The following is a 24,407-nucleotide window of genomic DNA, read 5'->3' as shown; positions in this document are numbered from 1 at the left end:
CCCAAACCCAACCTTCTAATCGGTCCGAAACTTACCCGCACCAGGAGAACACCACCTCTCGGAAAGTGAAAAGCTGTAACCTATCGCCGTTCACTTACGTCCAGGCCAGTTGACAGCTTTCAAACGCAAGTATGCAATCTCCGAATGCTGCGAGGGCTCGCCGTACGCCCGCGTGGTGAAAACAGTACGGCGCCGAGGAAACATCGACCCTCGCAGGCTCCATTCATAAGGCGCCGCCTGGGTTCAGGGAGGGAATTCAATGTCGCAAACTCTGCGTATGCGGAGCCTGCTGGTCATGGGCGCTTCGGCGATCGCGATCTCCGGCCTCGCCGTCCCCGCTTTCGCCCAGCAGGCCAAGCCGGCCCAACAGAACAACACCGTCATCGAAGAACTGGTCGTCACCGCCCAGAAGAAGGAAGAAGCGCTTCAGGACGTGCCGATCGCGGTTTCGGCCTTCAGCCAGGATTCGCTGGAAGCGCAGAAGATCGACGGCGGCCCCAACCTGCAGCAGGCGATCCCGAACGTCACCTTCGCCAAGAGCAACTTCACCAACAGCTTCAACTTCCAGATCCGCGGCATCGGGGCCAAGGCCGTCGGCGCCTCGGCCGATCAGGGCGTCGGCGTCCACATGAACAACGCCCCGATGCAGTCGGGCAACCTGTTCGAGGCCGAGTTCTACGACGTCGAGCGGGTCGAGGTGCTGCGCGGTCCGCAAGGCACCCTCTACGGCCGCAACGCCACCGGCGGCGTGGTCAACGTGATCACCGCCAAGCCGGTCGATCAGTTCGAGGCCAATGTCCGCGCCGAATACGGCAACCATAACTCGACGAAATTCCGCGGCATGCTCAACGTGCCGATCTTCGGCGACAAGCTGGCCGTCCGCCTGTCCGGCACGACGCTGAAGCGCGACGGCTTCGTCACCAACACCTTCAACAGCCACAAGGTCGACGACCGGGACCTCTATTCGACCCGCGTCCAGGTGATGTTCAACCCGACCGAGAAGCTGCGCACCAACTTCCTGTGGGAACGCTTCCACGAGGACGACAACCGCGCCCGCACCGGCAAGCAGCTCTGCACCAAGGACAACGGTCCCGCCACCGTCGGCGGCGTGCCGACCGGGGCGTCCCGGGCCTTCCTGACCCAGGGCTGCCTGCCCGCCTCGCTGTACGGGACCTCGGCCTATGGCACGGTCAATTCGTCAGGCACCCTGACCGGCCTGCTGGGCAACATCTTCGGCTTCACCTCGGGTGACGTGAACACCGGCGACACCACCTCGACCAACCTGCGTGAGATCGAGACGGCGCTGGACCCGGTCTACAAGTCGGGATCGAACGTCTACCAGTTCACTCTGAACTATGACCTGACCGACGAGCTGACCCTCACGTCCATGACCGCCTACAGCAAGGGCAGCGTCTGGACCAAGCAGGACTACAACCGCAACGTCTCGCCGGTCCCCTTCAACAACACGCCGTTCACGCCCGGCGGCTTCTTCAACGACCCGCAGGTCGGCAACACCAACAAGTTCACGACGATCGACATCTCGTCGGGCCGCTCCGAGCAGTTCAGCCAGGAACTGCGCCTGCAGTCGAACTTCGACGGCCCGCTGAACTTCAACGTCGGCGGCATCCACTTCACCTACCGGACGCTGACCGACTACTACGTGATCGGCAACTCGCTGACCCTGTCGTCCCTGGCCCTGAACTTCTCCAAGACCGGCAATCCGAACTGCAACCCGGCGACCCTGCCCACCAGCTGCATCGGCATCGACACCGCAGCCAATCCGACCGGCGACGGCCACAACTACTATGACAACCGCACGCCCTATAACCTGGTGTCGGACGCCCTGTTTGGGGAACTGTACTGGCAGGCCAACGACGACCTGAAGTTCACCCTGGGCCTGCGCCAGACCCGCGACAAGAAGGCGGTCAAGAACTACTCGACCGTGCTTCTGGCCCCCGGCTACGGCCTGACCCTGAGCCCGACCAACCCCGACCAGCGCGCCCGTTTCAGCGAGCTGACGGGCCGTTTCGGCTTCGACTACAAGGCCCATCTGGGCTTCACCGACGACACTCTGCTCTATGCCTTCTATTCGAAGGGCTACAAGGGCGGCGGCATCAATCCGGGCGTCCCGGCCGGCGCGATCGGCGTCAAGCAGACCTTCGCCCCCGAGTTCGTCAACGCCATCGAAGTCGGCACCAAGAACACGATGCTGGGCGGCAGCCTGCTCTTCAACGCCACCGGCTTCGCCTACGACTACCAAGGCTATCAGATCTCGAAGATCGTGAACCGGACCTCGGTCAACGAGAACGTCGACGCCAAGGTCTACGGCTTCGAGATCGAGTCGATCTGGTCGCCGGTCCAGAACCTGAAGCTCAACGCCAACATCGGCTATCTGCACACCAAGATCGGCGACGGCGTCACCTCGATCGACACGATGAACCGCACCCAGTCCAACCCGGCCTATACGGTCGTGAAGGTCGGGCCGAATTCCTCGGCGGTCGGGGCCAACTGCGTGCTGACCACCGCCGGCGTGGCCACGATCCTGGGCGCGGGCGCGGGGGCCACCCTGCCGTTCGCCTGCTCCGGCGCGGCGGCCTATCAAGGCTTCCTGGCGACCCCCGCCGCCCTGGGCGGCGCCGGCCTGCCGGCGGCGACGGCGGCGTTCCTGGCCAACAGCACCGGCCTCTACAACTACGGCGCGGGCTTCTCGATCGAGGGCACGGCGGCCAACCTGTCGGGCAACCAGCTGCCGAACTCGCCGCACTGGACCACCTCGGTGGGCGCCCAGTACAGGTTCGAGCTGTCCGGAGGCTGGGCGGCGACCCTGCGCGGCGACTACTACCGCCAGACCAAGCAGTTCGCCCGCGTCTACAACACCGCCTACGACACACTGAAATCGTGGGACAACGGCAACATCACCCTCAAGGTCGAGAAGCCCGAGTGGGGCGTTTCGATCGACGCCTACGTCAAGAACATCGGCAACAAGACCCCGATCGTCGACGCCTACACGACCGACGACAGCTCGGGCCTGTTCACCAACATCATCACCCAGGAACCGCGCCTCTACGGCGTGGCCATCACCAAGTCCTGGTAGCTCCTGTTCAGCAATGAACCTGGGAAAGGGCGGCGGTTCTCCGCCGCCCTTTTTCCGTTATTCCCTGTCCCCGAAGCGAAAAAGCGAGCACTTTCCGACGCTACCGGGCTGAGAGCGCTACCAACTTAACGACTCTGCAAGGCGCCCAAGGCAAGCTGCCAATCCAATCCCCAGCGAAGCGCCGTATGGAAACGCTGACCCGTCTGATCGATAACCGCGCCCCGATCGCGCCCGGCACGCCCTGCGGCGAGGTGCTGGCGATGTTCGACGCCGATCCGGCCCTGCCCGCCCTGGCCGTCATCGAGAGCGACGCGCCCATCGGCCTGGTCTATCGAGACGTGTTCCAAGGCATGATGCGGGTCGCCAGCGCGGCGCTGGCCGACAAGCCGATTTCCGAGGTCATGGACGCCGCCCCGCGCCTCGTCACGGCCGAGACCGCCGCCGACCTCTTCGTCAACAGCCTGGCCGACAGCCCGACCCCCGTCTTCCGCACGGCGTACGTCGCCGTCGACGCCGCCGGCCGCTATGTCGGCGTGGGCGGCCTGGGCTCGCTGCTCGCCTCGCACCGCCGCCGCCAGCGCGAGGCGCGCGACGCCATGGCCATGGTCGAGCGGATGGCCGTTGACATCGGCGCGCACCTGAACGGCGTGCTGGCCATCACCGAACGTCTCGAGCAGCAGCGCCTGACGCCCGACGCCGCCGCCTTCGTCCGCGCCATCGGCGACACCAGCCGCGACATGGGCGCGACGGTGAGCCGGGCCATCGACCTGCACCGCTCGGCCCGAGGCCAGCTGACCTTCGCCCTGGCCCCCACCCGCCTGCGTGACTTCGCCGACGCGGTCGAGGCCCGCTGGGCGGCCCGCGCCCACGAGGGCGGCTCGACCCTGCTGGTCTCCTACGACGGCGATCCCGAATGCGGCGCCGAGATCGACGGCGAGCGCCTGCTGCAGGTGTTCGACATCCTGATCGAGAACGCCCTGGCCGCCGGCCGCGGCATGATCGAGGCGCGCCTGACGGCCCGGGCCGACGGCGACCAGGTCCGCCTGGAAGGCCTGGTCCGCGACAACACCGAGGGCCACGCCGAAGAGCGCCTGGCCCGCCTCAACGACCCGCTGGGCGGCGCCGGACAGCAGGACGCCAACGAAATGGCCCTGGCCGTCGGCGTGGCCCTGGCCCACCGCGTCCTGCGCGCCATGGGCGGCCCGCTGACGGCCGAGGCCAATCGCGGCGCCGGCCTGACCGTCGGCTTCTCGCTTTCCGCCGACCCCGCCTCCACCCAGGCCCACGCCCCGGAGGCCGATAGCGCCCCCGCCGGCCGCGCGGCCCACATCCTGATCGTCGACGACAACGCCACCAACCGCATGGTCGCCGAGGCGCTGTGCGACATGTTCGAGTGCACCTCCGAACAGGCCGTCGACGGCGTCGAAGCGGTCGAGATGGCCAAGAGTGGCCGCTACGACCTAATCCTGATGGACATCAAGATGCCGCGCATGGACGGCATCGCCGCCACCCGCGCCATCCGCGAAATGCCCGGTCGCGCCGGCTCGGCCCCGATCGTGGCCCTGACCGCCAACGCCGACCCGGCCGACGTCCAGACCTATGTCGCCGCCGGCATGCAGGATGTGGTCGAGAAGCCGATCAAGCCCGAGCGCCTGGCCATCGTGCTGAGCGCCCTGCTGGGCGGAGCCAACGACGAAGACGAAGAGGCGGCGGCTTAGGGCCGCTCTCCACCCGCTCTACCTGAAATAGCAAACCCTTGGCGCCGAGCCGTATCCACGCCTAGCTTAGCCTCGGCGTGAGTGCGGAATGGCTGGGCGCGTGCTGACCACGGCGGAACAAGAGGCCTGGGCGTTCCTGAGCCAGGCGCCTCACCTGGGCTCGGCCCAGGAGGTGGAAACCCACTTCGCGCGGGCCATCGCCGCCTTCGGCTACGACCGGTTCTGCGCCACCCTGGTCAATGCCGAGCACTACGGGCGCGAGCCGCCCACCCTCAGCCGCCGCGACTTCGACGCCTGGGACCAGCGCTATTGGGGCGAGCGGTACGTGGTCCATGACCCGTGCGTGAAACTGCTGCTGAAGTCGCCGCGCTCATTCGCCTGGACCGACGCCAAGCCGCTGGGCGACGGCCGCGCCCAGGCGATGTGGGGCGAGGCCTCGGACCTCGGCATGAACGACGGTTATGTCGTGCGGGTGTTCGGCCCGGCCGGCCAGGAGGTGCTGATCCGCATGGCGACCGAAGCGCCCGACACCGACCCGACCGCCCGCGCCGTGATCGAGAGCCTGGCCACCGTGTTCGGCACGATCATGCTCAAGCACTGGGAGACCCAGGACGACCATCCCGACTACGGGGTGATCTCCGAGCGTCAGGCCCAGTGCCTCTACTGGGCCGGCCGGGGCAAGACCGACTGGGAGATCGGCGCGATCCTGAAGCTGTCGCCGCGCACCGTCCACCACCATGTCGAAGCGGCCAAGAAGCGGCTGGGCGTGGTCAAGCGCCAGGAGGCCGTGCTGAAAGCCGGGGAGTTGGGGCTGTTGCGGAAGCTGTGAGGGCGCCTGAAACCCTCTCTCATAGAGAGAGGGAGGGGCCCGCGCCGAAGGCGTGGGAGGGTGAGAGGTTTCATTCTCACCGGAAAAGTCACGAACAAGAGGGCTGTGCCGGCACGCCGCCCGGCCTCGTAACCCCTCACCCTCCCATGCTGCGCATGGGCCCCGCCCTCTCCCTATGGGAGAGGGATTTCTTCGCCACTTCCGCTTGCCGGTGATCACCTCGAACCACAGCCGGAAATCGCCCATCAGGCTGTAGAGCGGATATTTGAACGTCGCCGGCCGGTTTTTCTCGAACACGAAATGGCCAATCCAGGCGAAGCCGTAGCCGACCAGCGGCGCGGCCACGAAGAACCGCCAGTCACGCAGCAGGCCCAGGACCAGGCAGACGATCACCAGGCTCGTGCCCACCACGTGCAGCCGCCGGCTGACCGGATTGACGTGCTCGGTCAGGTAGAACGGATAGAAGGCCGCGAAACTGCGGAAGCGCTCTTCAGTGGCGGTGTTCATGCCCCGATGCTGATCCTCCGCCGTCGTCCTGGCAAGCATGGCGCGGGCGGATAGAAGCCGCCATAGGCCGTTCGGCCTATCGGCGTTTCCCGAGATCGCGCCTCTTAATCCCGGCCGTCCAATCGTCTGCCGGGGGCGGCCATGATCCACGTCATCACTTCCGAGAATCGTCACTTGTACGGTCCGCAGCTGTGGGCGATGCACGAGGAACGCCGCCGCCAGTGCGTCGAGAAGAATGGCTGGGTCGACCTCGTCGTGCTGGATGGCGGTGAGGTCGACGACTATGACGACCATCGCGCCATCTATCTGCTGGGGTTCAGCGACACGATGGAGGTCGAGGTCGGGCTCCGCCTGAGGCCGACCGACGACCGCTGCATGCTGGCCGACAAGTTCGCCCACCTGATCGCGCCGGGCGAGACGCCGAAGAAGGGCCTCGACGTCTGGGAAGCCACGCGGCTGTTCACCACCGAAGCCTATCGCAAGCGCAAGGGTCCGGGCCGGGGCGAGCGGGTGTTCGAGTGCTGGGCCGCGGCCTTTGAGCTGGCCCTGCGCCACGGCGTGGCCCGCTTCGTCGGCATGATCGACATGCAGCTGTATCCCGGCATCCTGAACTCGCCGATCGACACGCGCCTGGTCGGCATCCCTCGTCCCTATGCGTTCGGCGTGGTGGCCGGGTCCGAGATCGCCGTCTCGCGGGACCTCCTGGATCGGGTGCTGGAGGCCCTCGGCCGCGAGGGGCCGATCGGCTACGAGATCGACGCGCTGGACTTGATGGCGTTCGGCGACCTGGCCGCCGTGCAGCGCCAGGTGCGCCGCGCCATGACGCCCCAGTTGGTCGCCGGCCCCGAACGCGACGAGACCCTGGCGGCCGAGACCCTGTTTCGCCTGCACGACACCAGCGGCCAGGCTCGGCGCATCTGGGACGACCGAGCTCGGCGCCTTCACGCATAAAGAGCCCAAAAAAACCACGCGCGATACTCGCTTGGCGAAAGCGGATCGCGTTTCGGTTGGCGGCGAATCGCCCGTCGGGCGACTAGCCTCCTCGAATCGGGGATGGAAGCTAAACCATCGCGACGTAACGCCGCGCACAGTGGTCCCTTGCTTCCACCAGCGTCACGGTCGTGTCATTTTCCCCGAACAACCGTTGGAGGCGGAAAACACATGAGCGAAGAAACCGAAGGCCGACGCCCCAACCCTGTCGACCTGCACGTCGGCGGCCGGGTTCGGATGCGTCGCAAGCTGCTTGGCGTCAGCCAGGAACAGCTGGCGGACTCCCTGGGCCTGACCTTTCAGCAGGTGCAGAAGTACGAACGCGGGGCCAACCGCGTCAGCGCCTCGAAGCTCTACGAGATCGCCAAGACCTTGCAGGTCCCGGTGTCGTTCTTCTTCGACGGCCTGGCCGATCCGATGAGCGGCGCCGAGGTTGATGACGCCGCCCAGCACGCCGAGCGCGTGGTTCAGGAATTCCTGACCACCCCGGAAGGCCTGGAACTGGCGGAAGTCTTCCCGCGCATCGGCCGCGGCCGCGTCCGTCGCCAGGTCCTGGACCTGGTCCGTGCGATGGCCGACGAAGCCACGCGCGGCGACGCCGCCTAGGCGGCCCCGACCGCGCGCCACGCGCGGCTTGATTGAGACGGGACCTCGGTCGGCGGGCCGGGGTCTTTGTCGTTTCTGGGGGGACGGAGGGGCCCTACCCCGTCGAGACGTCGGACTGCGACGCCAGCCAGATTCGCTTGGCCATGCCGGCGGCGGCCGGCGCCAGGCCGCGCAGGTCGTAGGTGCGGACGATGCGCAGACCAACCTCGCGATCGCGCTGCCAGGCCACCGTGACGTCGTGGGCCAAGCCCGCGGCCAGGTCGACCAGTTGCGCCCGCCCGGGCGGCGCGGCGTTCGACAGCATCTGGATCCGGGCGCCAGCGCTGGACAGATCACGGATCACGCAATCCCAAGCGAAGGCGCCGCACAGGACCTTGCCGGACCTCTGCGTCTGAATGCGGACCGCTGTCCGCCGATCGTTGTCCACGCCTGACGCGTACTTCGCCATGACCGGATAAACGCACGGGGCGGTTAATCGCCCGTGCAAATTTAGGATTTATGTAAGCAAGGTTAATGGAATTTCGAACCGACCCGCCTTGCGCGCGTTCGACATGACAACCTTGTCACGACGGGCTTTCTCGGAGAAAGCTTGCGTTTACCGGGCGATGTTACCGGTACAACAAATCGTCTGAGGCCGGAAAACCGGCTCGAGAGGAAACGACATGGCGAAGGGATCGGTCCTGCTGGCCGATGTGAACGGGCGTGACCTGGCGGTGGCGATCGTGCGCCCCGGCGATCCGCCGCGCGCTCATCAGGAGCTTTCGTGCGCCTCGCTGCGCGAGTTGGAGCAGCATCTGGCGGCGGCGATGGCCGGCCACGGCGAACTGGTCGGCGCGGCGGTGTGCGGCGCGGGCCCGGAGATCGACGGGGCGATCGCCATGACGGCTGGCGACTTCACCCTGACCCAGGCCTGGCTGCGCGCGGTGCTGAAGACGCCGCGCGTCGCGCTGCTCAACGACTTCGCCGCCTGCGCCCTGGGCGCGCCGCGCCTGTCGCCGTCCGCCATGACGGTGGTCCACGAGGGCAAGCCGGCCAAGAATGCGCCGATCGCCGTGATCGGTCCCAATCTTGGCCTCGGCGTCGCCGGGCTGTCGCCACACAGGAACGACGGCTGGGTCCCCGTGGTCAGCGAGGGCGGCCATATCGATTTCACCCCCGGCGAGCCGCGCGAGGTCCCGGTATTCGCGGCGCTGCAGGCCAAGTACGGCCGGGTCTCGGCCGAACACTTCCTGTCCCAGGCCGGGCTGATCGACATCCACGCCGCCTTGGGCGGGCAAGACGGCAGCGAAGGGGGCGGCGACGACCTGATCCTGTCGCGGGTGCGCGACGGCGACGCGCGGGCCCGCGAAGCCCTGTCGATCTTCAGCGCCCTGCTGGGCGCCTTCGTCGGCGACCTGGCCCTGATGTTCGCCGCTCGCGGCGGGGTCTATATCAACAGTCCGCTGATGGAGCGCGTCGACGGCCTGCTGGACCACGCCGCCTTCGCCCGACGCTTCGCCGACAAGGGCCGGATGAGCGACTACCTGAAGGACATCCCGGTCTATCTGACCGTCGGCCGCTGCACCCTGCTGGGCCTGTCGGGCCTCTTCAACGCCAGCGACATGACGTACTCGGCCGAAGAGGTGAAGTTCCTGGATTGCTGAGGCTCTCCTCCCCATTAGGGGGAGGTGGATCGATGCGAATACGCATCGAGACGGAGGGGGTCCGCGAAGCGGTATTGCGCCGACCACCTCACAGGGCCCCTCCACCGGCGTTCGCCGGTCCCCCTCCCCCAGAGGGGGAGGAGAGCAACTCAAACGGCCCCTAAACCAACGCCGCGATCCTTTCCGGCTCCAGCGCCAGCTCGAGATCCCCCAGGATGTCGGCCAAATCCTCCAGGCCCACCGACAGCCGCACCAGGCCCTCGCCGATCCCCGCCGCCGCGCGCTCCTCCGAGGTGTAGGGCGAGTGGGTCATGCTGGCCGGGTGCTGGATCAGGGTCTCGGCGTCGCCCAGCGACACGGCCCGGCGGATCATGGTCAGGCGGTTCATCGTCGCCACGCCGGCCGCATGGCCGCCCTTCAATTCGAACGCGATCATGCCGCCGCCGCCGGCCATCTGACGCGCGGCGAGGTCGCGCTGCGGAAAGCTCGGCAGGCCCGGATAGAACACGCGCGCCACGGCCGGATGCGCCTCCAGCCAGCCGGCGACGGCCTGCGCGCTCTGGCCGTGGCGCGCCATGCGCAGGGCCAGGGTCTTCAGGCCGCGCAGCACCAGAAAGGCGGTGAACGGCGACATCACCGCCCCGGTCATGTCCTTGACCCCGACCAGGCGCACGCGGGTCATGTCCTCGACGCCGCCGGCCGCGATGCCGCCGACCAAGTCGCCATGGCCGCCCAGGTACTTGGTGGCCGAGTGGACGACGACATCCGCCCCCAGGGTCAGGGGCCGGGTCAGCAAGGGCGTCGCATAGGTGTTGTCGACCACCACCTTGGCCCCGGCCTCGTGGGCGACGCGGCTGATCGCGGCGATGTCCACCAGCCGCATGTTCGGATTGGCCGGGGTCTCGAAATAGACGATCCGGGTCCGTTCCGAGATCGCCGCCGCCAGCGCCTCGGGCCGGGTCATGTCCACTTGGCGCACCGTGACGCCGAACCGGGTCAGGCCGTCGCGCAGGAAAGCGAAGGTGCAGCCGTACAGGGTCTGGTCGGTTATCACCTCGTCCCCGGACCGCAGGAAGCTCCACAGGACGGCGGTGATCGCGCCCATGCCCGAGGCGGTGGCCACGGCGGCCTCGGCGCCCTCCAGGCTGGCCAGGCGGCGCTCCAGCAGGTCGGTCGTCGGGTTGGAGATCCGCGAATAGAAGTGCCCTTCCCGGGTCCCGGCGAACATCTCGCCGCCGGCCTCGGCGCTCTCGAAGGCGAAGGTCGAGGTCAGGTGCACCGGCGGCGTCAGCGCCCCGTGCTCGTCGGCGGGATCGTAGCCCGCATGGATCGCCCGCGTCGAAAAACCGGTCTTGTCGTTACGCATGTCTCACTCCCTATCGGCGCGAGAATGGCGTGTGGTTCGGCGCGATGGATTGCGAACTCTGCCAGGATGGGCTTTGATTTTAGCAGATTCTGCTCAGAGGGCCGCCCATGGACGCCAAGGACCGCCAGATCATCCGTGAGCTGCAGAAGGACGGCCGCCTGACCAACCAGGACCTGGCCGAGCGGGTGAACCTCTCGCCCTCGCCCTGCCTGCGCCGCGTCCGCAACCTTGAAGCCGAGGGCGTGATCACCGGCTACACCGCGCTGGTGGACCAGAAGGCCTACGGCCTGCCGATCACCGTCTTCGTCCGCGTACGGCTGGATCGCCACGGCCAGGACCTGATCAAGGGCTTCGAGGAGCAGGTCGCGCGGATCGATCAGATCCTGGACTGTTTCCTATTGGCGGGCGGCGACGACTACCTGCTGCGGGTGATCGTCGATAGCCTGGAATCGTATGAGGATTTCATGCGGCGCAAGCTGCACGCCATCCCCGGGATCGCCTCGATTGACACCAGTTTCGCCTATGGCGTGGTCAAGCAGACACGCGTGTTTCCAGTGGCGGGATGACGCACGGCAAAACACTGAAATCTGTGGCAGAAAGCGCCGTGGAAACAGCTCACGCGAAAGTCAGTCGAAGCCTTGCCTTGGGCCGATACGATACAGAGACAATGATCGACGAAGCGCCACCCCAATCGAGCGCCCCAATGGCTGCGTCCCCAAGCGTCACGACCGCGCTCAAGCACGCGCCGCTGGGCATCGCCATTTTCGACAGCCAGATGCGCTACCTGGCGGCCTCGCGGCAGTACCTGACCGATCAGCGCCTGCCCGCCGACCTGCCGTTGATCGGCCGGCGCCACTACGACGTCTTTCCCGAGGTCCCGGAAAAGTGGCGCGATCTGCACGCCCGCGTCATCGCCGAGGGCGTCGAGCTGCGCCACGAGGGCGACCCCTATATCGACCGCGAGGGCCGCACCGAGTGGATCCGCTGGTCGATGGCGCCCTGGCGTACGGATGGCGGCGAGATCGGCGGACTGGTGCTCTATACCGAGGTGGTCACCGCCAGCGTCCAGGCCCGACGCCAGCTGGAAGCCGCCGAGACCCGCTATCGCGCCGTCTTCAACCAGGCGGCCATGGGCGTGGCGCGGCTGGCGCCGGACGGGGCGATCCTGGAGGCCAACGACAGCTTCTGCGCCATCCTGCGGCGCGAGCGCGATACGCTGCTGGGCCAGCGGATCACGGTCATGGTCCATCCCGACGACCTGGAGATGGCGCTGTCCCAGGGCCAGGCCCTGCTGGCCGGCGAGATCGAGACCTATTCGGCCGACCGCCGCTTCGTCGGCGCGACGCCGGACGAGGTGCTGTGGGCGCATGTGACCGTCTCGCTGGTGCGGCCAGGCGACGAGCCGCCGTACATGGTGGTGATCCTCTCCGACATCGGCCTGCGCAAACATGCCGAGAACGCCCAGCAGCAGCATCAGAGCCAGCTGCGCCTGCTGATCAACGAACTGAACCACCGCGTGAAGAACACGCTGGCGACCGTCCAGTCGATGGCCGCCCAGACCCTGCGCAACGAGCCGGACCCGATCATCGCCTTCGAGAAGTTCGAGGCGCGGCTGATGGGCCTGTCCGGCGTGCACGACATCCTGACCCGCGAGAGCTGGCATGGCGCCGGGCTGCACGAGGTGGCTCAGCGCGCCCTGCGTCCGTTCGACGAGGCCGGCGTTCGGGTCCATGTCCACGGCCCGCCGGTGCGACTGCAGCCCGGCGGCGCCCTGACCATGGCGTTGATCTTCCACGAACTGGCCACCAACGCCCTGAAATACGGCGCCCTGGCCAATGCCGAAGGGCGCGTGGCTGTGTCCTGGGCCTACTCGCCCGACACCCGCGCCCTCGACGTCGCCTGGATCGAGACCGGTGGTCCCGTGGTGGCCGAACCCACGCGCAAGGGCTTCGGCTCGCGCCTGATCGAGCGCAGCCTGCGCGGCGAGCTGAAGGGATCGGCGGCCATGGACTACCGCCCCGAGGGCCTGAACTGCCTGCTGCGCGCGCGCCTACCTGAGATTCCCGAGGACAATTCGGCCTTGCCGCCGGCCTGACAGGAAAATTGATCGGCTAGCCTATGGCGGTTTAGTCAAGGTTGTGGCGTCCTATCCCTTGCAAGAGATCCCCGGCGTATCCCACCCGCCGGGCGACTTCGCCGGGCGGGATGTCGTGAATCCCGCCCGGCCACTTTCCGGCGCCCTCGCCTCTTGCTCACCTCTCGCCCTCCCTTTTTCTCGCCGGTACGCTCGACCGCCGGTAGGCTGACGGCATGACGTTCGCTCGACTCACGCGCCGCTCCACCCTCGTCTCCTTGGCCGCCGCCGGCCTCGCGCCCGAATGGGCCGCCGCCGCGCCGAAAGCGGACTGGAAGGCCCTGGCCGCCGACGTGCGGAGCGAGTTCCAATGGGCTTGGCAGGGCTATGTCGCCAAAGCCTGGGGCAAGGACGAGATCAATCCCGTCAGCGGCACGTCGCAGTCGTTCTTCGTTGAGGGCCACGACCTAGGCCTGTCCCTGGTCGAGGCGCTCGACACCTTGTGGATCATGGGCCTGGACGCCGAATTCCAGGCCGGGGTCGACTGGGTAAAACAGAACCTGTCTTTCGACGTGAACGGCGAGGCCCAGGTTTTCGAGACCAATATCCGTCTGGTCGGCGGCCTGATCTCGGCCCACCTGGCCTGCGGCGATCCCGTGCTGCTGGCCAAGGCCAAGGACCTGGCCGACCGGCTGCTGAAGGCCTTCGACGCTTCGCCGCACGGCCTGCCCTGGCGTTACGTCAACCTGAAGACCGGCGCGGTCCGTGATCCCGAGACCAACCTGGCCGAGATCGGCACCTACATCACCGAGTTCGGCGTGCTGAGCCAGCTGACCGGCGACGACCGCTACTTCAAGATCGCCAAGCGGGCCATGAAGCACGCCCTGGACCGCCGCTCGAAAATCGGCCTGATGGCCGCCAACATCGACGCGCGCACCGGCGAATTCACCAGCCGCTCGGCCAGCATCGACGTCTATGCCGACAGTTTCTACGAATATCTGTGGGACGCCTGGGAGCTGTTCGGCGACGAGGACTGCAAGCGCTGGGCGCAGGAGTGCACGGCCGCCCAACTAGCCCACCAGGCCAAACGCTACGACGGCCGCCTGTGGTTCCCGATGGTCGATTTCGAGACCGGCGCGGTGCTGAACACCGCCCAGAGCGAGCTGGCCGCCTACTATGCCGGCCTGCTGGGCCAAGTCGGCCATAAGAAAGAGGGCGACGACTATCTGGCATCGTTCACCGAGCTGCAGGCGACGTTCGGCGTGATCCCGGAGTCGATCGACGTCGCCACCCGCCAACCGCGCCGCAAGACGACCGGCCTGCGCCCGGAATATGCCGACGCCTGCCTGAACCTGTGGCTGCTGGACCGCGACGAACGCTATCGCCAGCTGGCCGCGATCCACTATCGCCAGATGAAGGCCACCAGCCGCGCGGCCTACGGTTACACGGCCCTGAAGGACATCACGACCAAGCCGATGACCCAGGGCGACAACTGCCCCGGCTACTGGTGGTCCGAGCAGATGAAATACTACTACCTGCTGTTCTCGGACACGCCGCGCATCGACTACGCCAAGCTGCAGCTCAGCACCGAGGCCAACGTGCTGCGGGGGTTCCGGAGGGGGTAGTTCGCCGCTTCTTACGGTGAAGGTTAATCGGCGCCGTCATCTGAATAGGACCAAACCGCCGTATGCTTGTCGCGTGAATCAGTCATGTGGCGCGGAGGCCCGGAGGCCTTCGACCATGCGGTTTGTCGCGTTCCCGATCATTCTGGCTCTCGCGATCATGGCCGTGCCGGCCCACGCCGGCGCGCTGCGCGACCGCCTGTACGATCCGGCCGACGGCGTCCTGGTCGTCGCCCATCGCGCCTGCCACCGGCCCGCGCCGACGCGTGGCTTCGAGACCGCGGTTCCCGAGAACTCCCTCGCCGCCCTCGAGCGCTGCGTGGCGCTGGGCGTCGACCTGGTGGAGATCGACGTGCGCCGCACCCGCGACGGCGTGCTCGTCGTTATCCACGACGCCAAGGTCGACCGAACCACGGACGGCAAGGGGCGGATCTCCGACCTCACCTTGACGCAGATCCAGGCCCTGAGGCTGAACGACGGCGACGAGCCGCCGCCGACCCTGGAGGCCCTGCTGAGGGCCGCGCGTGGGCGCATCCTGGTCAATATCGATCTCAAGGGTCCCTACGCCGCCGAGGCCGCCGCGGTCGCTCACCGCGTCGACGCCACGGACTGGGTGCTGTTCAAGGCCAAGGCCGGGCTGGGCGCGCCGCCGATCGCCGACCAGCCGCTCTATCGCGACCTGGCCTTCATGCCGATGGTGGCGGGCACGGCGGCCCGCCGCGCGCGAGGCCTGGGTCAGATCACCGCCCTGCAGGCCTCGGGCGACCACCAGATCCCGGCCGTGGAGATGGTCGCCTTGAGGCGCCAGGGGTTCGTGGCCGTCCGCGACGCCGCCCGCGCCGCCCGCATCCGCGTCTGGACCAACACCCTGGCCGAGAAGGGGCTGAGGGGGATGCTGGACCAGTCCGGCGACCGCCGCGCTCTGCGCGATCCGCACCAGGCCTGGGGCCGGCTGATCGACCAGGGCGTCAGCATCGTCCAGACCGACCATCCGGCTGTTTTGCTGGACTATCTGGAGCGCCGGGGCCTGCGCGGCCGGGCCTCTATCGCGGTCGCAGACGCCGGATCGCCGCCTCCAGCTTCGAGCGGCGGCTCGTCCAGGAGTCGCTGAGCGCGGCGGCCTCGGCGTCCAGCGTCCGGCGACGGCGTTCCAGGTCGGCCTCGGCGTCGCGCTGCTCGGCCTCCGCCGCTTCGAGCTCGGCCTCCGCGTCGGCCAGCGCCTTCTTCCGCTTCGCCTCGGCGGCGGCGTCGACCGTCCTGACCTTTGGCTTGGGCAGCTTGTCGATCGCCGACTTCAACCCGCCCTCGGCCCGGCGGATCACCGCTCCGGGCGCGGCCAGAGCGGCCTTGGCGTCGGGCGCGTCGGGCGCCTCGACGGCCACGCCTTCCTTGAACAAATCGCGGTCGGTCTCCCAGGCCTCCAGCGCCTTGACGCGCGACGTCGCCGCCACCGTGTAGCGGTGAAAGCCGTCCGACCACGTGAAGACCTTGGGTTGGCGCGCCATGGGGCGAGAACGGGCGACGCCGAACTACCGTTGCCGTTCTAATTTCTGGCACTACAAAAAATATTGACCGTCACAGTTTCTGTAGCTACAAAAATCGCACTCGGCGTCCGCCAACGCCTCAACCCGGAGACGAAACCATGTTCGCGATTAACCGCGTTAGCGGCCCTCGCCGGCGAGAAGGACATTTCCGAAAATGGGCATCGAGTTCGATGACGAAAAGCGCCAGCAAACACTAGAGCATCGAGGCCTAGACTTCGCCGATGCAGCATCCCTGTTTGAAGGGCCGACATTCACCTCCCTCGATGATCGCGAGGACTATGGAGAAGAACGGTTTCAGACAATCGGCCTTTTGGGCGAACGCCTGGTCATGGTCGTTTGGACGCCGCGCGGAGAAGCACGACGCATCATCTCGATGAGGAAGTGCAATGACCGAGAACAAAGAAAATTCGAAAGCCGAGTGGATCGATCCGGATGACGCTCCGGAGTGGACCGACGAGCAGTTCGAGCGCGCCGAATTCAGCATCGGCGGCAAGATCATCAGGCCCGCCAACGGCACGCTGACACGGCCAGGCCGTCCGAAATCCGAGCGCCCCAAGCAACAGGTCACCCTGCGGCTCGATCAGGACGTGCTCGAAAGACTGCGCGCGACCGGTCCCGGCTGGCAGAGCCGGGCGAACGAAATCCTCAAGAAGGCGGTCGGCGCCTAGCCTGCAAGCTTCTGAAATGTAGAGAAAAATAGTCCGTCCTGGTGGCGGGGGGCGGGATCGAACCGCCGACCTGTGGGTTATGAATCCACCGCTCTAACCATCTGAGCTACCCAGCCATCGCCAGGACGGACGCGGGTCATACCTCCGAGCGGCCCCCGCATCAAGTCTTGGATAGCATTCCGTCCAAAGCCGCTTCCAAGCGCCGCGCCAGCTCGCCGGGACCGTATTCGCTCAGCACCAGATCCCGCGCCGCCGCGCCCAGGCGGCGGGCCGTGTCGCGGTCGCTGATCAGTTCGCCCAGGGCTTCGCCTAGCCGATCGGGATCGTCGTCGGGGACCAGGCGGCCGGTGACGCCCTCTTTCAGGATCTCGACCGGCCCGTCGATCTCGGACGCCACCACCGGCAGGCCCACGGCCATGGCCTCCAGCAGGGTCAGGGGAAAACCCTCCTGATGCGAGGGAAAGGCGAACAGGTCGCCCGTGGCCAGGAAGCCGGCGACGTCGTCGGTCCAGCCGACCAGCTTCACGCAGGGATCCAGGTCCAGCTCCTGGATCAGGGCCTCAAGGTCGCCGCGCTCGTCCCCCTCGCCGGCGATCTCGCAGGTGACATCATAGTCCCAGGCGCGCAGCTTGCCGACCGCGCGGATCAGCACGTCGAAGCCCTTCTTGGTATGCAGGCGGCCGGCGGCGACGATCTTGATCGGCTGGCTTTCGGCGTGGGTGAACGGCGCGGCGTGGGACCGGGGCGGCGTCACGGCGTTGGGGATGAAGTGGACGTGATCGGCGAGCGCGCCGCGCTCGATCGCCAGCTTGGCCAGATGCTGGCCGACGCACAGATAGTGAACCCCCGGCGCCACGTCGAACGACGGCTTGTGCAGGCAGACGGCCTGGACCACATCCTTCGGCGCGGCCTTGGCGAACACCCGCGCCGGGCGCTGGCCATGGCTGAGGATCAGCTGGGGCTTGGTTGTCCGCACCAGGACGCGAGCCGCGCCGACGGTGATCGGGTCCCAGTCGGTGAAGGCCGGCACGGTCGCCAGCGGCGGCGTCCGGCCGGCTTGCGCCGCCGCCATCTTGCCGCCCGCGCGCACCACGCCGACGCAGCGCCCGCCGCGCTTGGCGGCCCAGGCTTCCAGGATCGGCTGATAGTCGAGAAACACCTGCTCCAGACCGCCCAGACCCTTGCCCAGCATGGCGTGCAGGATGTTGGTCAAGGCGGGCTCCGGGGGAGGCGTTGCGGCCGGCGACCATCGGGGGACGCGGTCGTGGTGTCAACGCGGGAGCGGGGCGGATAGATGCTCCGCTTTGCCCCCTCTGCGCCTTCGGCGCTCCTCCCCCGGGAGGGGAAAGAAGGATCGCGCACCTTCCGCTCGCCTTTGGCGGCGGACGATCGCGAAGCGATCAGGTGGGGGAGCCCCGCCGAGGCTACCTCCCCAGCAGCACCTTCACCGCCGCATCCAACTGCGCGTCGCCCCCGCTCAGCGTCTCGCCCAGCGGCCGGTCCACATCCACGTCCACCGGGCGCGGGTTCAGCTCCATGTTCTGGCCGCGCAGGTCGTCGATGCGGATGAACGGCAGGCGCACGGTCGAGCCGTCGATCAGCTGGCGGCCGGTGGTGAAGATGATCCAGCCGGACGTCGGCTTGCCAACCACCTTGCCCAGGCCCAGGGCGCGATAGCCCTCGGTGAAGTCCTCGGCGTCCGACAGCGACGACTCGTTGGTGACCAGCACGGTCGGCAGGCCCAGGGCCCGTTGGCCAAGGTTCTGGCGCGAGGGCACCGGGAAGCGGTCGCGGGCGGTCATCATCAGGTAGTTGCGGCGCGCGAACACGTCGATCACGTGACCGTTCACGTAGCCGCCGTTGTTGTTGCGCAGGTCGATGACCACGCCCTGCCTGCCCTGGTTCTGGGCGTCGAGGTCGATATAGAGCTGGTTCAGCGAGCCATCCGACATGTCGGCGATGTGGACATAGCCCAGCTTGCCACCGCTGACCTTGTCGACATAGGCGCGGCGGTCATTGACCCACTGGCGGTACAGCAGGCCAGTCGCCGTGGTGGTCGGGACCGGCCGCACCACCGCCTCGCGCGCCTTGCCCGCCGCGTCGTTCACGGTCAGCACCGTGCGCTTGCCGGCCAGGCCGCGCAGCAGGCGATCCAGATTGACGCCGGGGCTGAGCCGCTCGCCATTGACGGCGGCCAGGGTCTCGCCCGGCTTGATCGAGCCTTCCAGCGCCGCCGGACCCAGGGCGATGACCTCGCGGATCACCAGCCCCTGGCCAGCCTCGTAGGCGTCGCGCTCGAAGCGCAGACCCAGATTGGCGGCGCGCACGATCTGGACGGCCGGATCCGTCGGCTTGTTGATGCCCGAGTGCGAGGCGTTCAGCTCGCCGATCATCAGGTTGATGTTCCGGCGCAGCTCGTCGCCGGTCCGCGCGCCGGCGATATAGGGCGCCCAGCGCTCGCGCAGCTTGCCCCAGTCGGCGCCGTGGAACTTCGGATCGTAGAAGCCGCGATCCAGAATGCCCCAGGCCTGCTCGAACACCACCGTCTTCTCGACGTCGAAGTCGATATCCAGCTCGGCGCTGACCGCCAACGGCTTGGGCTTGGGCTGGTCGATCGGGGTCGAGACGATCGCCCCGCCTTCCAGGAACCAGACCTCCTTGCTGTCGGGCGAGAAAGCGATGTCACCCTTGGGCTTGCGGGTCGAGGTCAGCTGCACCGGCACGGCGGGCTCACGGGCCAGCTCGTCCAGGCTGTAGCTGTAGAAGTTGGTCTGGCCGGCCTGGCGGGCGCGGAACACCAGGGTCTTGCCGTCGGGGCTGATCAGCGGCTCGCCGACGTCCATCCCGTTCAGCGGCAGGAAGCTGGCCCGCTCGCGCAGGCCCTCGAAGACGATGCGGACCGGGTCGGCCTTCTTCTTCGGCGTGGCGGCCTTGGCGTCGGACACCGGCTTGGCCGGCGTGTCGGTCTTGGCCGGCTCGGCCTTGGAGTCCGGCCCCGGCGTCGGCTTGTCGGGCGTGTCGGCCGGCTTGAACAGGTCGCGGAAGGCGTCCTCGCGGTACTTGGGTACGTTGGGCAACAGATCGACACGCAGCATCTTGGCGTCCTCGCTGCGCTGGCCCATGGCCACCAGCAGGAACTTGCCGTCGGGCGACCAGGCGACCTTGCCGACCTGGCCGTTGGCCAGGAAGGTCACCGGCCGCGCCGGCCCACCGTCCAGCGACACGACGTTGACGTTGTCGAACGCCTTGCGGTCGGTGACCGTGAAGGCCAGCCAGCGGCTGTCGGGCGCCCAGCTCAGGGGCTGCTCGTCGAAACCGCCCAGGGGACCGCTGAACAGCACCCGGTCGCTGGCGACCTTGCCGGCCGCGTCGAAGGTCATCACCCGGATCTCGGCCCCGCTCCGCACATAGGCCAGGGCCTTGCCGTCCGGCGACCAGACCGGAACGGTGTTGCGCGCCGCGCCGGTGGTCAGGGCCGTCTCCTGGCCGGTGGCGAAATCGTAGGCGTAGAGATTGGCCGCCCGGTCCCGCTCGGAGACATAGATCAGCCGCTTGCTGTCGGGCGACCAGACCGGGTCGCGCTCCAGGATCGGCGTGCGGGTCACGCGCTGGGCCGCGCCGCCGTCCTTGGTGGAGACCGCGAACAGCTCGCCATGGGCGACGATCGCCGCCTTCTTGCCGTCGGGCGACAGGGCCAGGCTGTCGAAGCTGGTCTCGTTCTTGTGCTCCTCGCCGGCCGCCGCGGGCGCGCCGTGCAGAGCGATCGACAGCTTGGTCGCTTGGCCGCTGGCGGTGTCCAGCGACCAGACGGCGAAGTCGCGCTCGAACACGATCGTCCTGCCGTCATAGCCGATGGTCGGCCAGAGGACGCGGCCGTCGGTAAACCGGGTCACCTGCTGCGCGCTCCCGTCGAGCGGCAGCCGCCACAGGTTCTCGGTCCCGCCCTCGTCGCTCATGTACCAGAGCGCCTTGCCGTCGGGAGTCCACATCGGCCACGCGTGCTTGGCGCCCTCTGGAAGCAGCCGCTGATACCCCGCGCCGTCGCCATTGCCTTGGAGCGGCTTCAGCCACAGCTCGGTCTCGTCCAGGTGCGAATGGCCGTTGCGCCACCACTGGGTGTTCGAACCGCCCTTGGCCATCAGGGCGATCGACCGGCCGTCCGGCGACGGCGCGGCCTGGAACTCGTTCAGATAGCGCTCTCGGCTGACTTCCAACGGCGTGCCGCCGGTGGCCGCGACGCGGAAGATGTCGCCCAGGCGCGAAACGTCGTTCACGCCCGAGGTGAAGTAGATCCATTTTCCGTCGCGTGACCAACCGTCCAGGCTCTCGGCGCTGTCGCCATAGGTCAGGCGGCGCACCTCGCCGGTGGCCAGGGTCAGCAGGTAGAGGTTGGCCACGCCCGAGCGGGTCGAGACGAAGGCCAGCGACTTGCCGTCGGGCGAGTAGAGCGGCCGCGACTCGGTGGCCTCGTCGGTGACCAGCAGGCGGGCCTGACCGCCGGCGGCGGGCACGGTCCACAGGTCGCCGCCCGAAGCGAAGGCGATCTCGCTCCCGTCCGGCGACAGCGCCGGCTCGGCGAACGACGGCAGCCCCTCGGCCGCCAGGCTGGCGGAAGACATCGCCGCGCTCAGCGCGACCGCCGACACGGCGCCCAGCAGCGCCTTGAACCCGAACCCCATCAACGCCCCTCAACCCGATGTTCCGAACTCGGAATTGCTAGCATGGGGATGCGTCGGGTCGGAGATTAAGCATTTGTCATGCTTGCCCTCTCCTCACCCGACGTTCCCGGCGAAAGCCGGGATCCAGATTCATCCGGAGAGATCGGGGTTGTCGCGCCCTTGGCCGAGCTTGGACCGGCAAGACCCTGGGCTCGATCTGGACCCCGGCTTTCGCCGGGGAGGTCGGAAGGGACTGGACCTATTCCAACAACCGCCCCGCCACCGCCTCGCCGATGGCCAGCGAGCTGGTCAGGCCCGGGCTCTCGATGCCGAACAGGGCCATCAGGCCTTCGAAGCCGTGGTCCTCGGCGCCGCGTAGCTGGAAGTCGGGCTGGGGTTCATCCGGGCCATGCAGCTTGGGGCGCACGCCAGCATAGTCGGGGGTCAGGGCGCCGTCGGGCAGGCCCGGCCAGAACTTGCGGATATAGGCGGCGAACGCCTCGGCCCTAGCCGGATCGACCGCGTAGTCGGGCGCCGGCACATATTCCAGGTCCGGTCCGAACACCGCCTGGCCGCCCAGGTCGTTGCGGTAGTGGGTGCCCAGCGCCCCGTGGATCGGCGGCGGATAGATCAGCCGCTGGAACGGCGCCTTGCCCATCAGGCGGAAATAGACGCCCTTGCCGTAGTGGGCCTTGGGGATGTGGTCGGCCGGATAGCCTTCGATGCGGCCGGCGACCTCCTGCGACGACAGTCCCGGCGCGGTGACCAGCAGGCGGCAGGTCAGGCTGGTCGGATCGGCCCCGCCCGCCCGCACCGTAAAGCCGCCGCCCGACAGAGCCTGCGCCCCCTCGAACGGCGTCGACAACACCACCGCCCCGCCGGCGGCCTCGATCTCACCCTGCAGGGCCAACATGTAGTCGTGGCTGGCGAACACGCCGCTCTGCGGCGACAGCAGCGCCGCGTGAGCGTTGAGGCCCGGCTCCATCGCCCGCGCCTGCTGGCTGGTCAGCCGCTCCATGCCTTCGACATCGTTCGCCAAGGCCTGGTCCCAGATCGCGTCAAGGCGGGGGATCTCGTCCTCGCTGGTCGCCACCACCAGCTTGCCGCAGCGCTTGTAGGCGATCCCGTGGACGTCGAGGAACGCATAGAGCAGCCGCCGCCCTTCAACGCACAGCTTGGCCTTCAGCGAGCCGGTCGGATAGTAGAGCCCGCCGTGGATCACCTCGGAATTGCGCGACGACACGCCCTGGCCGATGTGGGCCTGCTCCTCCAGCACGGCGACGATCAGGCCGCGCCTGGACAGGGCGTAGCCGCAGGCCAGGCCCACCGCGCCGGCGCCGACCACGACGGCGTCGAAATCGAATTCGCTCATGAGGGCGCCTTAGCCAAGGTCGCGCACCGCGCCAGTCGCTCTCAACGCGCCTTGCCCCTGGCCAGCAGCTCCGTCAGCAAGTCGCCGCCGCCGGTCTGCCGGGTCAGGTCGACGGCGTCCGCCTCGAGATCGTCCAGCAGCGCCTCGAGCTTGTCGGAGCCGCCGACGATCTCGGCCGCCCGGCGGTAGTTCAGCTCGGCCAGCTCGGCCGCGACGCCCTCGTCCAGCGACGCGAACTCGCCGCGCTCGACCCGCGCCTGGAGGTCGGCGGCGTCCTCGGCATTGAGGCGGACGGTCACGGGGCTGGTCGGCTTGGTCATGGCGGAAAGCCTAGCACGAACCTCCGGCCATGCCACCGGCCCCACATTGACAGCGCTAACAGTTTTGGCATGGTCAGACCTCGCGACGAGCATATCTGACAAGCTCGCGCTTTGGTTTCGGGGGAAACGCATGACGGACACGACGCTGGCCGCGCCCGCGCGCAACGCGCTGATCGACACCCTGCGAGCCTTCGCCCTGATCGGCGTGTTCCTGGTCCACATGTTCGAGCAGTTCGAGATCTATTGGGCCGCGCCGAACCAGAACCTGACCCACACCATCTTCACCACCTTCCTGATGGGCAAGGCGTTCAGCCTGCTGACCCTGTGCTTCGGCCTCAGCTTCTTCATCCTGATGGACCGGGCGGCCCGGCGCGGGACCAACTTTTCGGGCCGGTTCGCCTGGCGGATGGCGGTGCTGGCCCTGATCGGCCTGGCCCACAGCCTGGTCTATCGCGGCGACATCCTGATGGTTCTGGCCCCGCTGGGCCTGCTGCTGATCCCGTTCTACCGGGTCAGCGGCAAGGCCGTGCTCACCGTCGCGGCCGTCCTGCTGGCCCAGCCGTGGCTGTGGTTCGAGACCGCGAACGCCGCCGCCGGGGCGGCCTGGGCCAACCAGCCGTTCCAGCACTGGGCCGACACGGGTCCGGCCTTCTACCGCACCTCCGGCCTGGCCGAGACCCTTGTCTGGAACGTCGGCGAAGGGCAGACCTTCAAATGGCTGTTCTTCCTCGAGACCGGCCGGATCTTCTCGATCCTGGGCCTGTTCCTGGTCGGGCTGATGCTGGGCCGGATCGGGTTCTTCGACACGCCCGAGCGGTTCAAGACCCCGCGCCGCATCGCCCTGGCGATCTTGGCCCTGGTCGCCATCGCCGCTCACTTCGGGGCCGAGCCGCTGGCTAGCCTGCTGCCCGACGCGACCCGCGCCCCGATGGCGCGCAAGCTGGCCGCCGCCGCGATCGGCAACTGGTTCGACGTCTCGCTGATGGGCGTCTACGTGCTGGTGATCGTCGAGCTCTACCTGGGTCCGGCGCGCAAGCTGCTGGAGCGCCTGGCGCCGATGGGCCGCATGACCCTGACCTTCTACGTCGTCCAGTCGCTGGTCTGGGTCCCGATATTCTACGGCTTCGGCCTGAGCGCCTGGGCCACCCTGCCGCAGGGGACGGCGCTTGGACTGGCCGCCGGATTCCTGGTCGTGCAGGCGGTGATCGCGACCCTGTGGTTCCAGCGCTTCCACTACGGCCCGCTGGAATGGCTGTGGCGGGCGGCGACGTATGGAACGGTGAAGGTGCCGTTCGTGAAGGCGGTCGCCGCTCAGACCTGACCAACATCCGTTGTCATCCCGGAAGCCTCGCAGAGGCTATCCGGGACCGCCGGAAGCGCTGAGCTTGCCGCGGTC

The 24,407-nt window shown here is 67.9% G+C and carries 20 protein-coding genes, 1 tRNA gene and 1 pseudogene; 13 read left to right on the top strand and 9 right to left on the bottom strand.

From position 1 onward, the window contains the following. Positions 1 to 259: 259 nt before the first annotated feature. The 3 genes from ASC70_RS08105 to ASC70_RS08095 all read left to right on the top strand — a co-directional run bounded on the left by ASC70_RS08105 (position 260) and on the right by ASC70_RS08095 (position 5,641). A complete protein-coding gene (locus ASC70_RS08105) occupies positions 260 to 3,094 on the top strand; it encodes a TonB-dependent receptor (protein ID WP_056048682.1) in 2,835 nt (944 codons plus the stop codon). Between the two features lie 185 nt (positions 3,095 to 3,279). Next, positions 3,280 to 4,812 carry a response regulator gene (locus ASC70_RS08100; protein WP_056048679.1) on the top strand — a complete coding sequence of 511 codons (1,533 nt, stop codon included), beginning with the start codon at positions 3,280 to 3,282 and terminating at the stop codon, positions 4,810 to 4,812. A gap of 88 nt (positions 4,813 to 4,900) precedes the next feature. After that, positions 4,901 to 5,641: a LuxR family transcriptional regulator gene (locus ASC70_RS08095; protein WP_056048677.1), complete on the top strand. Its 741-nt coding sequence runs from the start codon at positions 4,901 to 4,903 to the stop codon at positions 5,639 to 5,641. Between the two features lie 195 nt (positions 5,642 to 5,836). Here the strand turns inward: ASC70_RS08095 and ASC70_RS24435 are convergent. Next, positions 5,837 to 6,148, bottom strand: a pseudogene (locus tag ASC70_RS24435) (Mpo1-like protein); the annotation flags it as partial. Between the two features lie 141 nt (positions 6,149 to 6,289). On the opposite strand from ASC70_RS24435, the gene ASC70_RS08090 reads away from it, so the two are divergent. Together ASC70_RS08090 and ASC70_RS08085 are read left to right on the top strand one after the other, a co-directional pair. Next, positions 6,290 to 7,099 (top strand): acyl-homoserine-lactone synthase, encoded by an 810-nt coding sequence (locus tag ASC70_RS08090; protein WP_056048674.1) that lies wholly within the window; start codon positions 6,290 to 6,292, stop codon positions 7,097 to 7,099. A gap of 210 nt (positions 7,100 to 7,309) precedes the next feature. Further along, positions 7,310 to 7,744 (top strand): helix-turn-helix domain-containing protein, encoded by a 435-nt coding sequence (locus ASC70_RS08085; protein WP_047410011.1) that lies wholly within the window; start codon positions 7,310 to 7,312, stop codon positions 7,742 to 7,744. 94 nt (positions 7,745 to 7,838) lie between these two features. Here ASC70_RS08085 and ASC70_RS08080 read toward each other — a convergent pair whose 3' ends face one another. Then, entirely contained in the window at positions 7,839 to 8,192 is a 354-nt protein-coding gene (locus ASC70_RS08080) for a PilZ domain-containing protein (RefSeq protein WP_056048671.1), read from the bottom strand. Between the two features lie 214 nt (positions 8,193 to 8,406). Here ASC70_RS08080 and ASC70_RS08075 point away from each other — a divergent pair, with 214 nt between their 5' ends. After that, positions 8,407 to 9,387, top strand: a complete 981-nt coding sequence (locus ASC70_RS08075; protein ID WP_056048669.1) for a glucokinase — start codon at positions 8,407 to 8,409, stop codon at positions 9,385 to 9,387. Positions 9,388 to 9,547: 160 nt separating this feature from the next. Here ASC70_RS08075 and ASC70_RS08070 read toward each other — a convergent pair whose 3' ends face one another. Beyond that, positions 9,548 to 10,753 (bottom strand): methionine gamma-lyase, encoded by a 1,206-nt coding sequence (locus tag ASC70_RS08070; RefSeq protein ID WP_056048666.1) that lies wholly within the window; start codon positions 10,751 to 10,753, stop codon positions 9,548 to 9,550. Between the two features lie 107 nt (positions 10,754 to 10,860). Here ASC70_RS08070 and ASC70_RS08065 point away from each other — a divergent pair, with 107 nt between their 5' ends. The 4 genes from ASC70_RS08065 to ASC70_RS08050 all read left to right on the top strand — a co-directional run bounded on the left by ASC70_RS08065 (position 10,861) and on the right by ASC70_RS08050 (position 15,560). After that, positions 10,861 to 11,319, top strand: coding sequence for an Lrp/AsnC family transcriptional regulator (locus ASC70_RS08065; protein ID WP_056048663.1), 459 nt, complete (start codon positions 10,861 to 10,863; stop codon positions 11,317 to 11,319). 101 nt (positions 11,320 to 11,420) lie between these two features. Further along, complete coding sequence (locus ASC70_RS08060; protein WP_056048660.1) at positions 11,421 to 12,848, top strand: sensor histidine kinase; 1,428 nt, start codon at positions 11,421 to 11,423, stop codon at positions 12,846 to 12,848. Positions 12,849 to 13,063: 215 nt separating this feature from the next. Further along, positions 13,064 to 14,452, top strand: coding sequence for a glycoside hydrolase family 47 protein (locus tag ASC70_RS08055; RefSeq protein WP_056048659.1), 1,389 nt, complete (start codon positions 13,064 to 13,066; stop codon positions 14,450 to 14,452). A gap of 115 nt (positions 14,453 to 14,567) precedes the next feature. Then, positions 14,568 to 15,560 (top strand): glycerophosphodiester phosphodiesterase family protein, encoded by a 993-nt coding sequence (locus tag ASC70_RS08050; RefSeq protein WP_056048656.1) that lies wholly within the window; start codon positions 14,568 to 14,570, stop codon positions 15,558 to 15,560. On the opposite strand, the gene ASC70_RS08045 is transcribed toward ASC70_RS08050, so the two are convergent. Next, positions 15,493 to 15,954: a hypothetical protein gene (locus ASC70_RS08045; protein WP_056048653.1), complete on the bottom strand. Its 462-nt coding sequence runs from the start codon at positions 15,952 to 15,954 to the stop codon at positions 15,493 to 15,495. The genes ASC70_RS08050 and ASC70_RS08045 overlap by 68 nt on opposite strands. 193 nt (positions 15,955 to 16,147) lie before the next feature. Between ASC70_RS08045 and ASC70_RS24430 the strand changes: the two genes are divergently transcribed. Both ASC70_RS24430 and ASC70_RS08040 read left to right on the top strand, forming a co-directional pair. Then, the gene (locus ASC70_RS24430) at positions 16,148 to 16,429 is read left to right on the top strand and encodes a BrnT family toxin (RefSeq protein ID WP_082539934.1); all 282 of its coding nucleotides are present in this window, start codon (positions 16,148 to 16,150) and stop codon (positions 16,427 to 16,429) included. Beyond that, on the top strand, positions 16,380 to 16,661 hold the full coding sequence (locus tag ASC70_RS08040; protein WP_056048650.1) for a BrnA antitoxin family protein: 282 nt from the start codon (positions 16,380 to 16,382) through the stop codon (positions 16,659 to 16,661). Before ASC70_RS24430 ends, ASC70_RS08040 begins: the two co-directional genes overlap by 50 nt. A 39-nt stretch (positions 16,662 to 16,700) precedes the next feature. Here the strand turns inward: ASC70_RS08040 and ASC70_RS08035 are convergent. The 5 genes from ASC70_RS08035 to ASC70_RS08015 form a co-directional block, all read right to left on the bottom strand. Further along, positions 16,701 to 16,777, bottom strand: a tRNA-Met gene (locus tag ASC70_RS08035). Between the two features lie 44 nt (positions 16,778 to 16,821). Next, a complete protein-coding gene (locus ASC70_RS08030) occupies positions 16,822 to 17,874 on the bottom strand; it encodes a glycosyltransferase (protein ID WP_056048647.1) in 1,053 nt (350 codons plus the stop codon). Positions 17,875 to 18,085: 211 nt separating this feature from the next. Then, positions 18,086 to 21,340, bottom strand: coding sequence for a S41 family peptidase (locus ASC70_RS08025; RefSeq protein ID WP_056048644.1), 3,255 nt, complete (start codon positions 21,338 to 21,340; stop codon positions 18,086 to 18,088). A gap of 238 nt (positions 21,341 to 21,578) precedes the next feature. Next, positions 21,579 to 22,691 (bottom strand): NAD(P)/FAD-dependent oxidoreductase, encoded by a 1,113-nt coding sequence (locus ASC70_RS08020; protein ID WP_056048641.1) that lies wholly within the window; start codon positions 22,689 to 22,691, stop codon positions 21,579 to 21,581. Positions 22,692 to 22,732: 41 nt separating this feature from the next. Then, on the bottom strand, positions 22,733 to 23,011 hold the full coding sequence (locus tag ASC70_RS08015) for a hypothetical protein (protein ID WP_056048638.1): 279 nt from the start codon (positions 23,009 to 23,011) through the stop codon (positions 22,733 to 22,735). 130 nt (positions 23,012 to 23,141) lie between these two features. On the opposite strand from ASC70_RS08015, the gene ASC70_RS08010 reads away from it, so the two are divergent. Further along, positions 23,142 to 24,332, top strand: a complete 1,191-nt coding sequence (locus ASC70_RS08010) for a DUF418 domain-containing protein (RefSeq protein WP_056048635.1) — start codon at positions 23,142 to 23,144, stop codon at positions 24,330 to 24,332. The last annotated feature ends 75 nt before the right edge of the window (positions 24,333 to 24,407 follow it).

It is taken from the genome of Caulobacter sp. Root343 (genome assembly GCF_001425745.1).
GTDB lineage: Bacteria > Pseudomonadota > Alphaproteobacteria > Caulobacterales > Caulobacteraceae > Caulobacter.
The sequence above is the reverse complement of the archived record's forward strand: the minus strand, read 5'-3'. Positions and strand labels throughout refer to the sequence as shown.

Bases quoted from the DNA above. Each gene is read 5' to 3' on its own strand.
- ASC70_RS08090 (WP_056048674.1), top strand. From the start codon at position 6,290: ATGATCCACGTCATCACTTCCGAGAATCGTCACTTGTACGGTCCGCAG.
- ASC70_RS08070 (WP_056048666.1), bottom strand. From the start codon at position 10,753: ATGCGTAACGACAAGACCGGTTTTTCGACGCGGGCGATCCATGCGGGC.
- ASC70_RS08055 (WP_056048659.1), top strand. From the start codon at position 13,064: ATGACGTTCGCTCGACTCACGCGCCGCTCCACCCTCGTCTCCTTGGCC.
- ASC70_RS08045 (WP_056048653.1), bottom strand. From the start codon at position 15,954: ATGGCGCGCCAACCCAAGGTCTTCACGTGGTCGGACGGCTTTCACCGC.
- ASC70_RS08020 (WP_056048641.1), bottom strand. From the start codon at position 22,691: ATGAGCGAATTCGATTTCGACGCCGTCGTGGTCGGCGCCGGCGCGGTG.
- ASC70_RS08040 (WP_056048650.1), top strand. From the start codon at position 16,380: ATGACCGAGAACAAAGAAAATTCGAAAGCCGAGTGGATCGATCCGGAT.
- ASC70_RS08100 (WP_056048679.1), top strand. From the start codon at position 3,280: ATGGAAACGCTGACCCGTCTGATCGATAACCGCGCCCCGATCGCGCCC.
- ASC70_RS24430 (WP_082539934.1), top strand. From the start codon at position 16,148: ATGGGCATCGAGTTCGATGACGAAAAGCGCCAGCAAACACTAGAGCAT.
- ASC70_RS08065 (WP_056048663.1), top strand. From the start codon at position 10,861: ATGGACGCCAAGGACCGCCAGATCATCCGTGAGCTGCAGAAGGACGGC.
- ASC70_RS08010 (WP_056048635.1), top strand. From the start codon at position 23,142: ATGACGGACACGACGCTGGCCGCGCCCGCGCGCAACGCGCTGATCGAC.
- ASC70_RS08075 (WP_056048669.1), top strand. From the start codon at position 8,407: ATGGCGAAGGGATCGGTCCTGCTGGCCGATGTGAACGGGCGTGACCTG.
- ASC70_RS08080 (WP_056048671.1), bottom strand. From the start codon at position 8,192: ATGGCGAAGTACGCGTCAGGCGTGGACAACGATCGGCGGACAGCGGTC.
- ASC70_RS08085 (WP_047410011.1), top strand. From the start codon at position 7,310: ATGAGCGAAGAAACCGAAGGCCGACGCCCCAACCCTGTCGACCTGCAC.
- ASC70_RS08105 (WP_056048682.1), top strand. From the start codon at position 260: ATGTCGCAAACTCTGCGTATGCGGAGCCTGCTGGTCATGGGCGCTTCG.
- ASC70_RS08095 (WP_056048677.1), top strand. From the start codon at position 4,901: ATGGCTGGGCGCGTGCTGACCACGGCGGAACAAGAGGCCTGGGCGTTC.
- ASC70_RS08050 (WP_056048656.1), top strand. From the start codon at position 14,568: ATGCGGTTTGTCGCGTTCCCGATCATTCTGGCTCTCGCGATCATGGCC.
- ASC70_RS08025 (WP_056048644.1), bottom strand. From the start codon at position 21,340: ATGGGGTTCGGGTTCAAGGCGCTGCTGGGCGCCGTGTCGGCGGTCGCG.
- ASC70_RS08015 (WP_056048638.1), bottom strand. From the start codon at position 23,011: ATGACCAAGCCGACCAGCCCCGTGACCGTCCGCCTCAATGCCGAGGAC.
- ASC70_RS08060 (WP_056048660.1), top strand. From the start codon at position 11,421: ATGATCGACGAAGCGCCACCCCAATCGAGCGCCCCAATGGCTGCGTCC.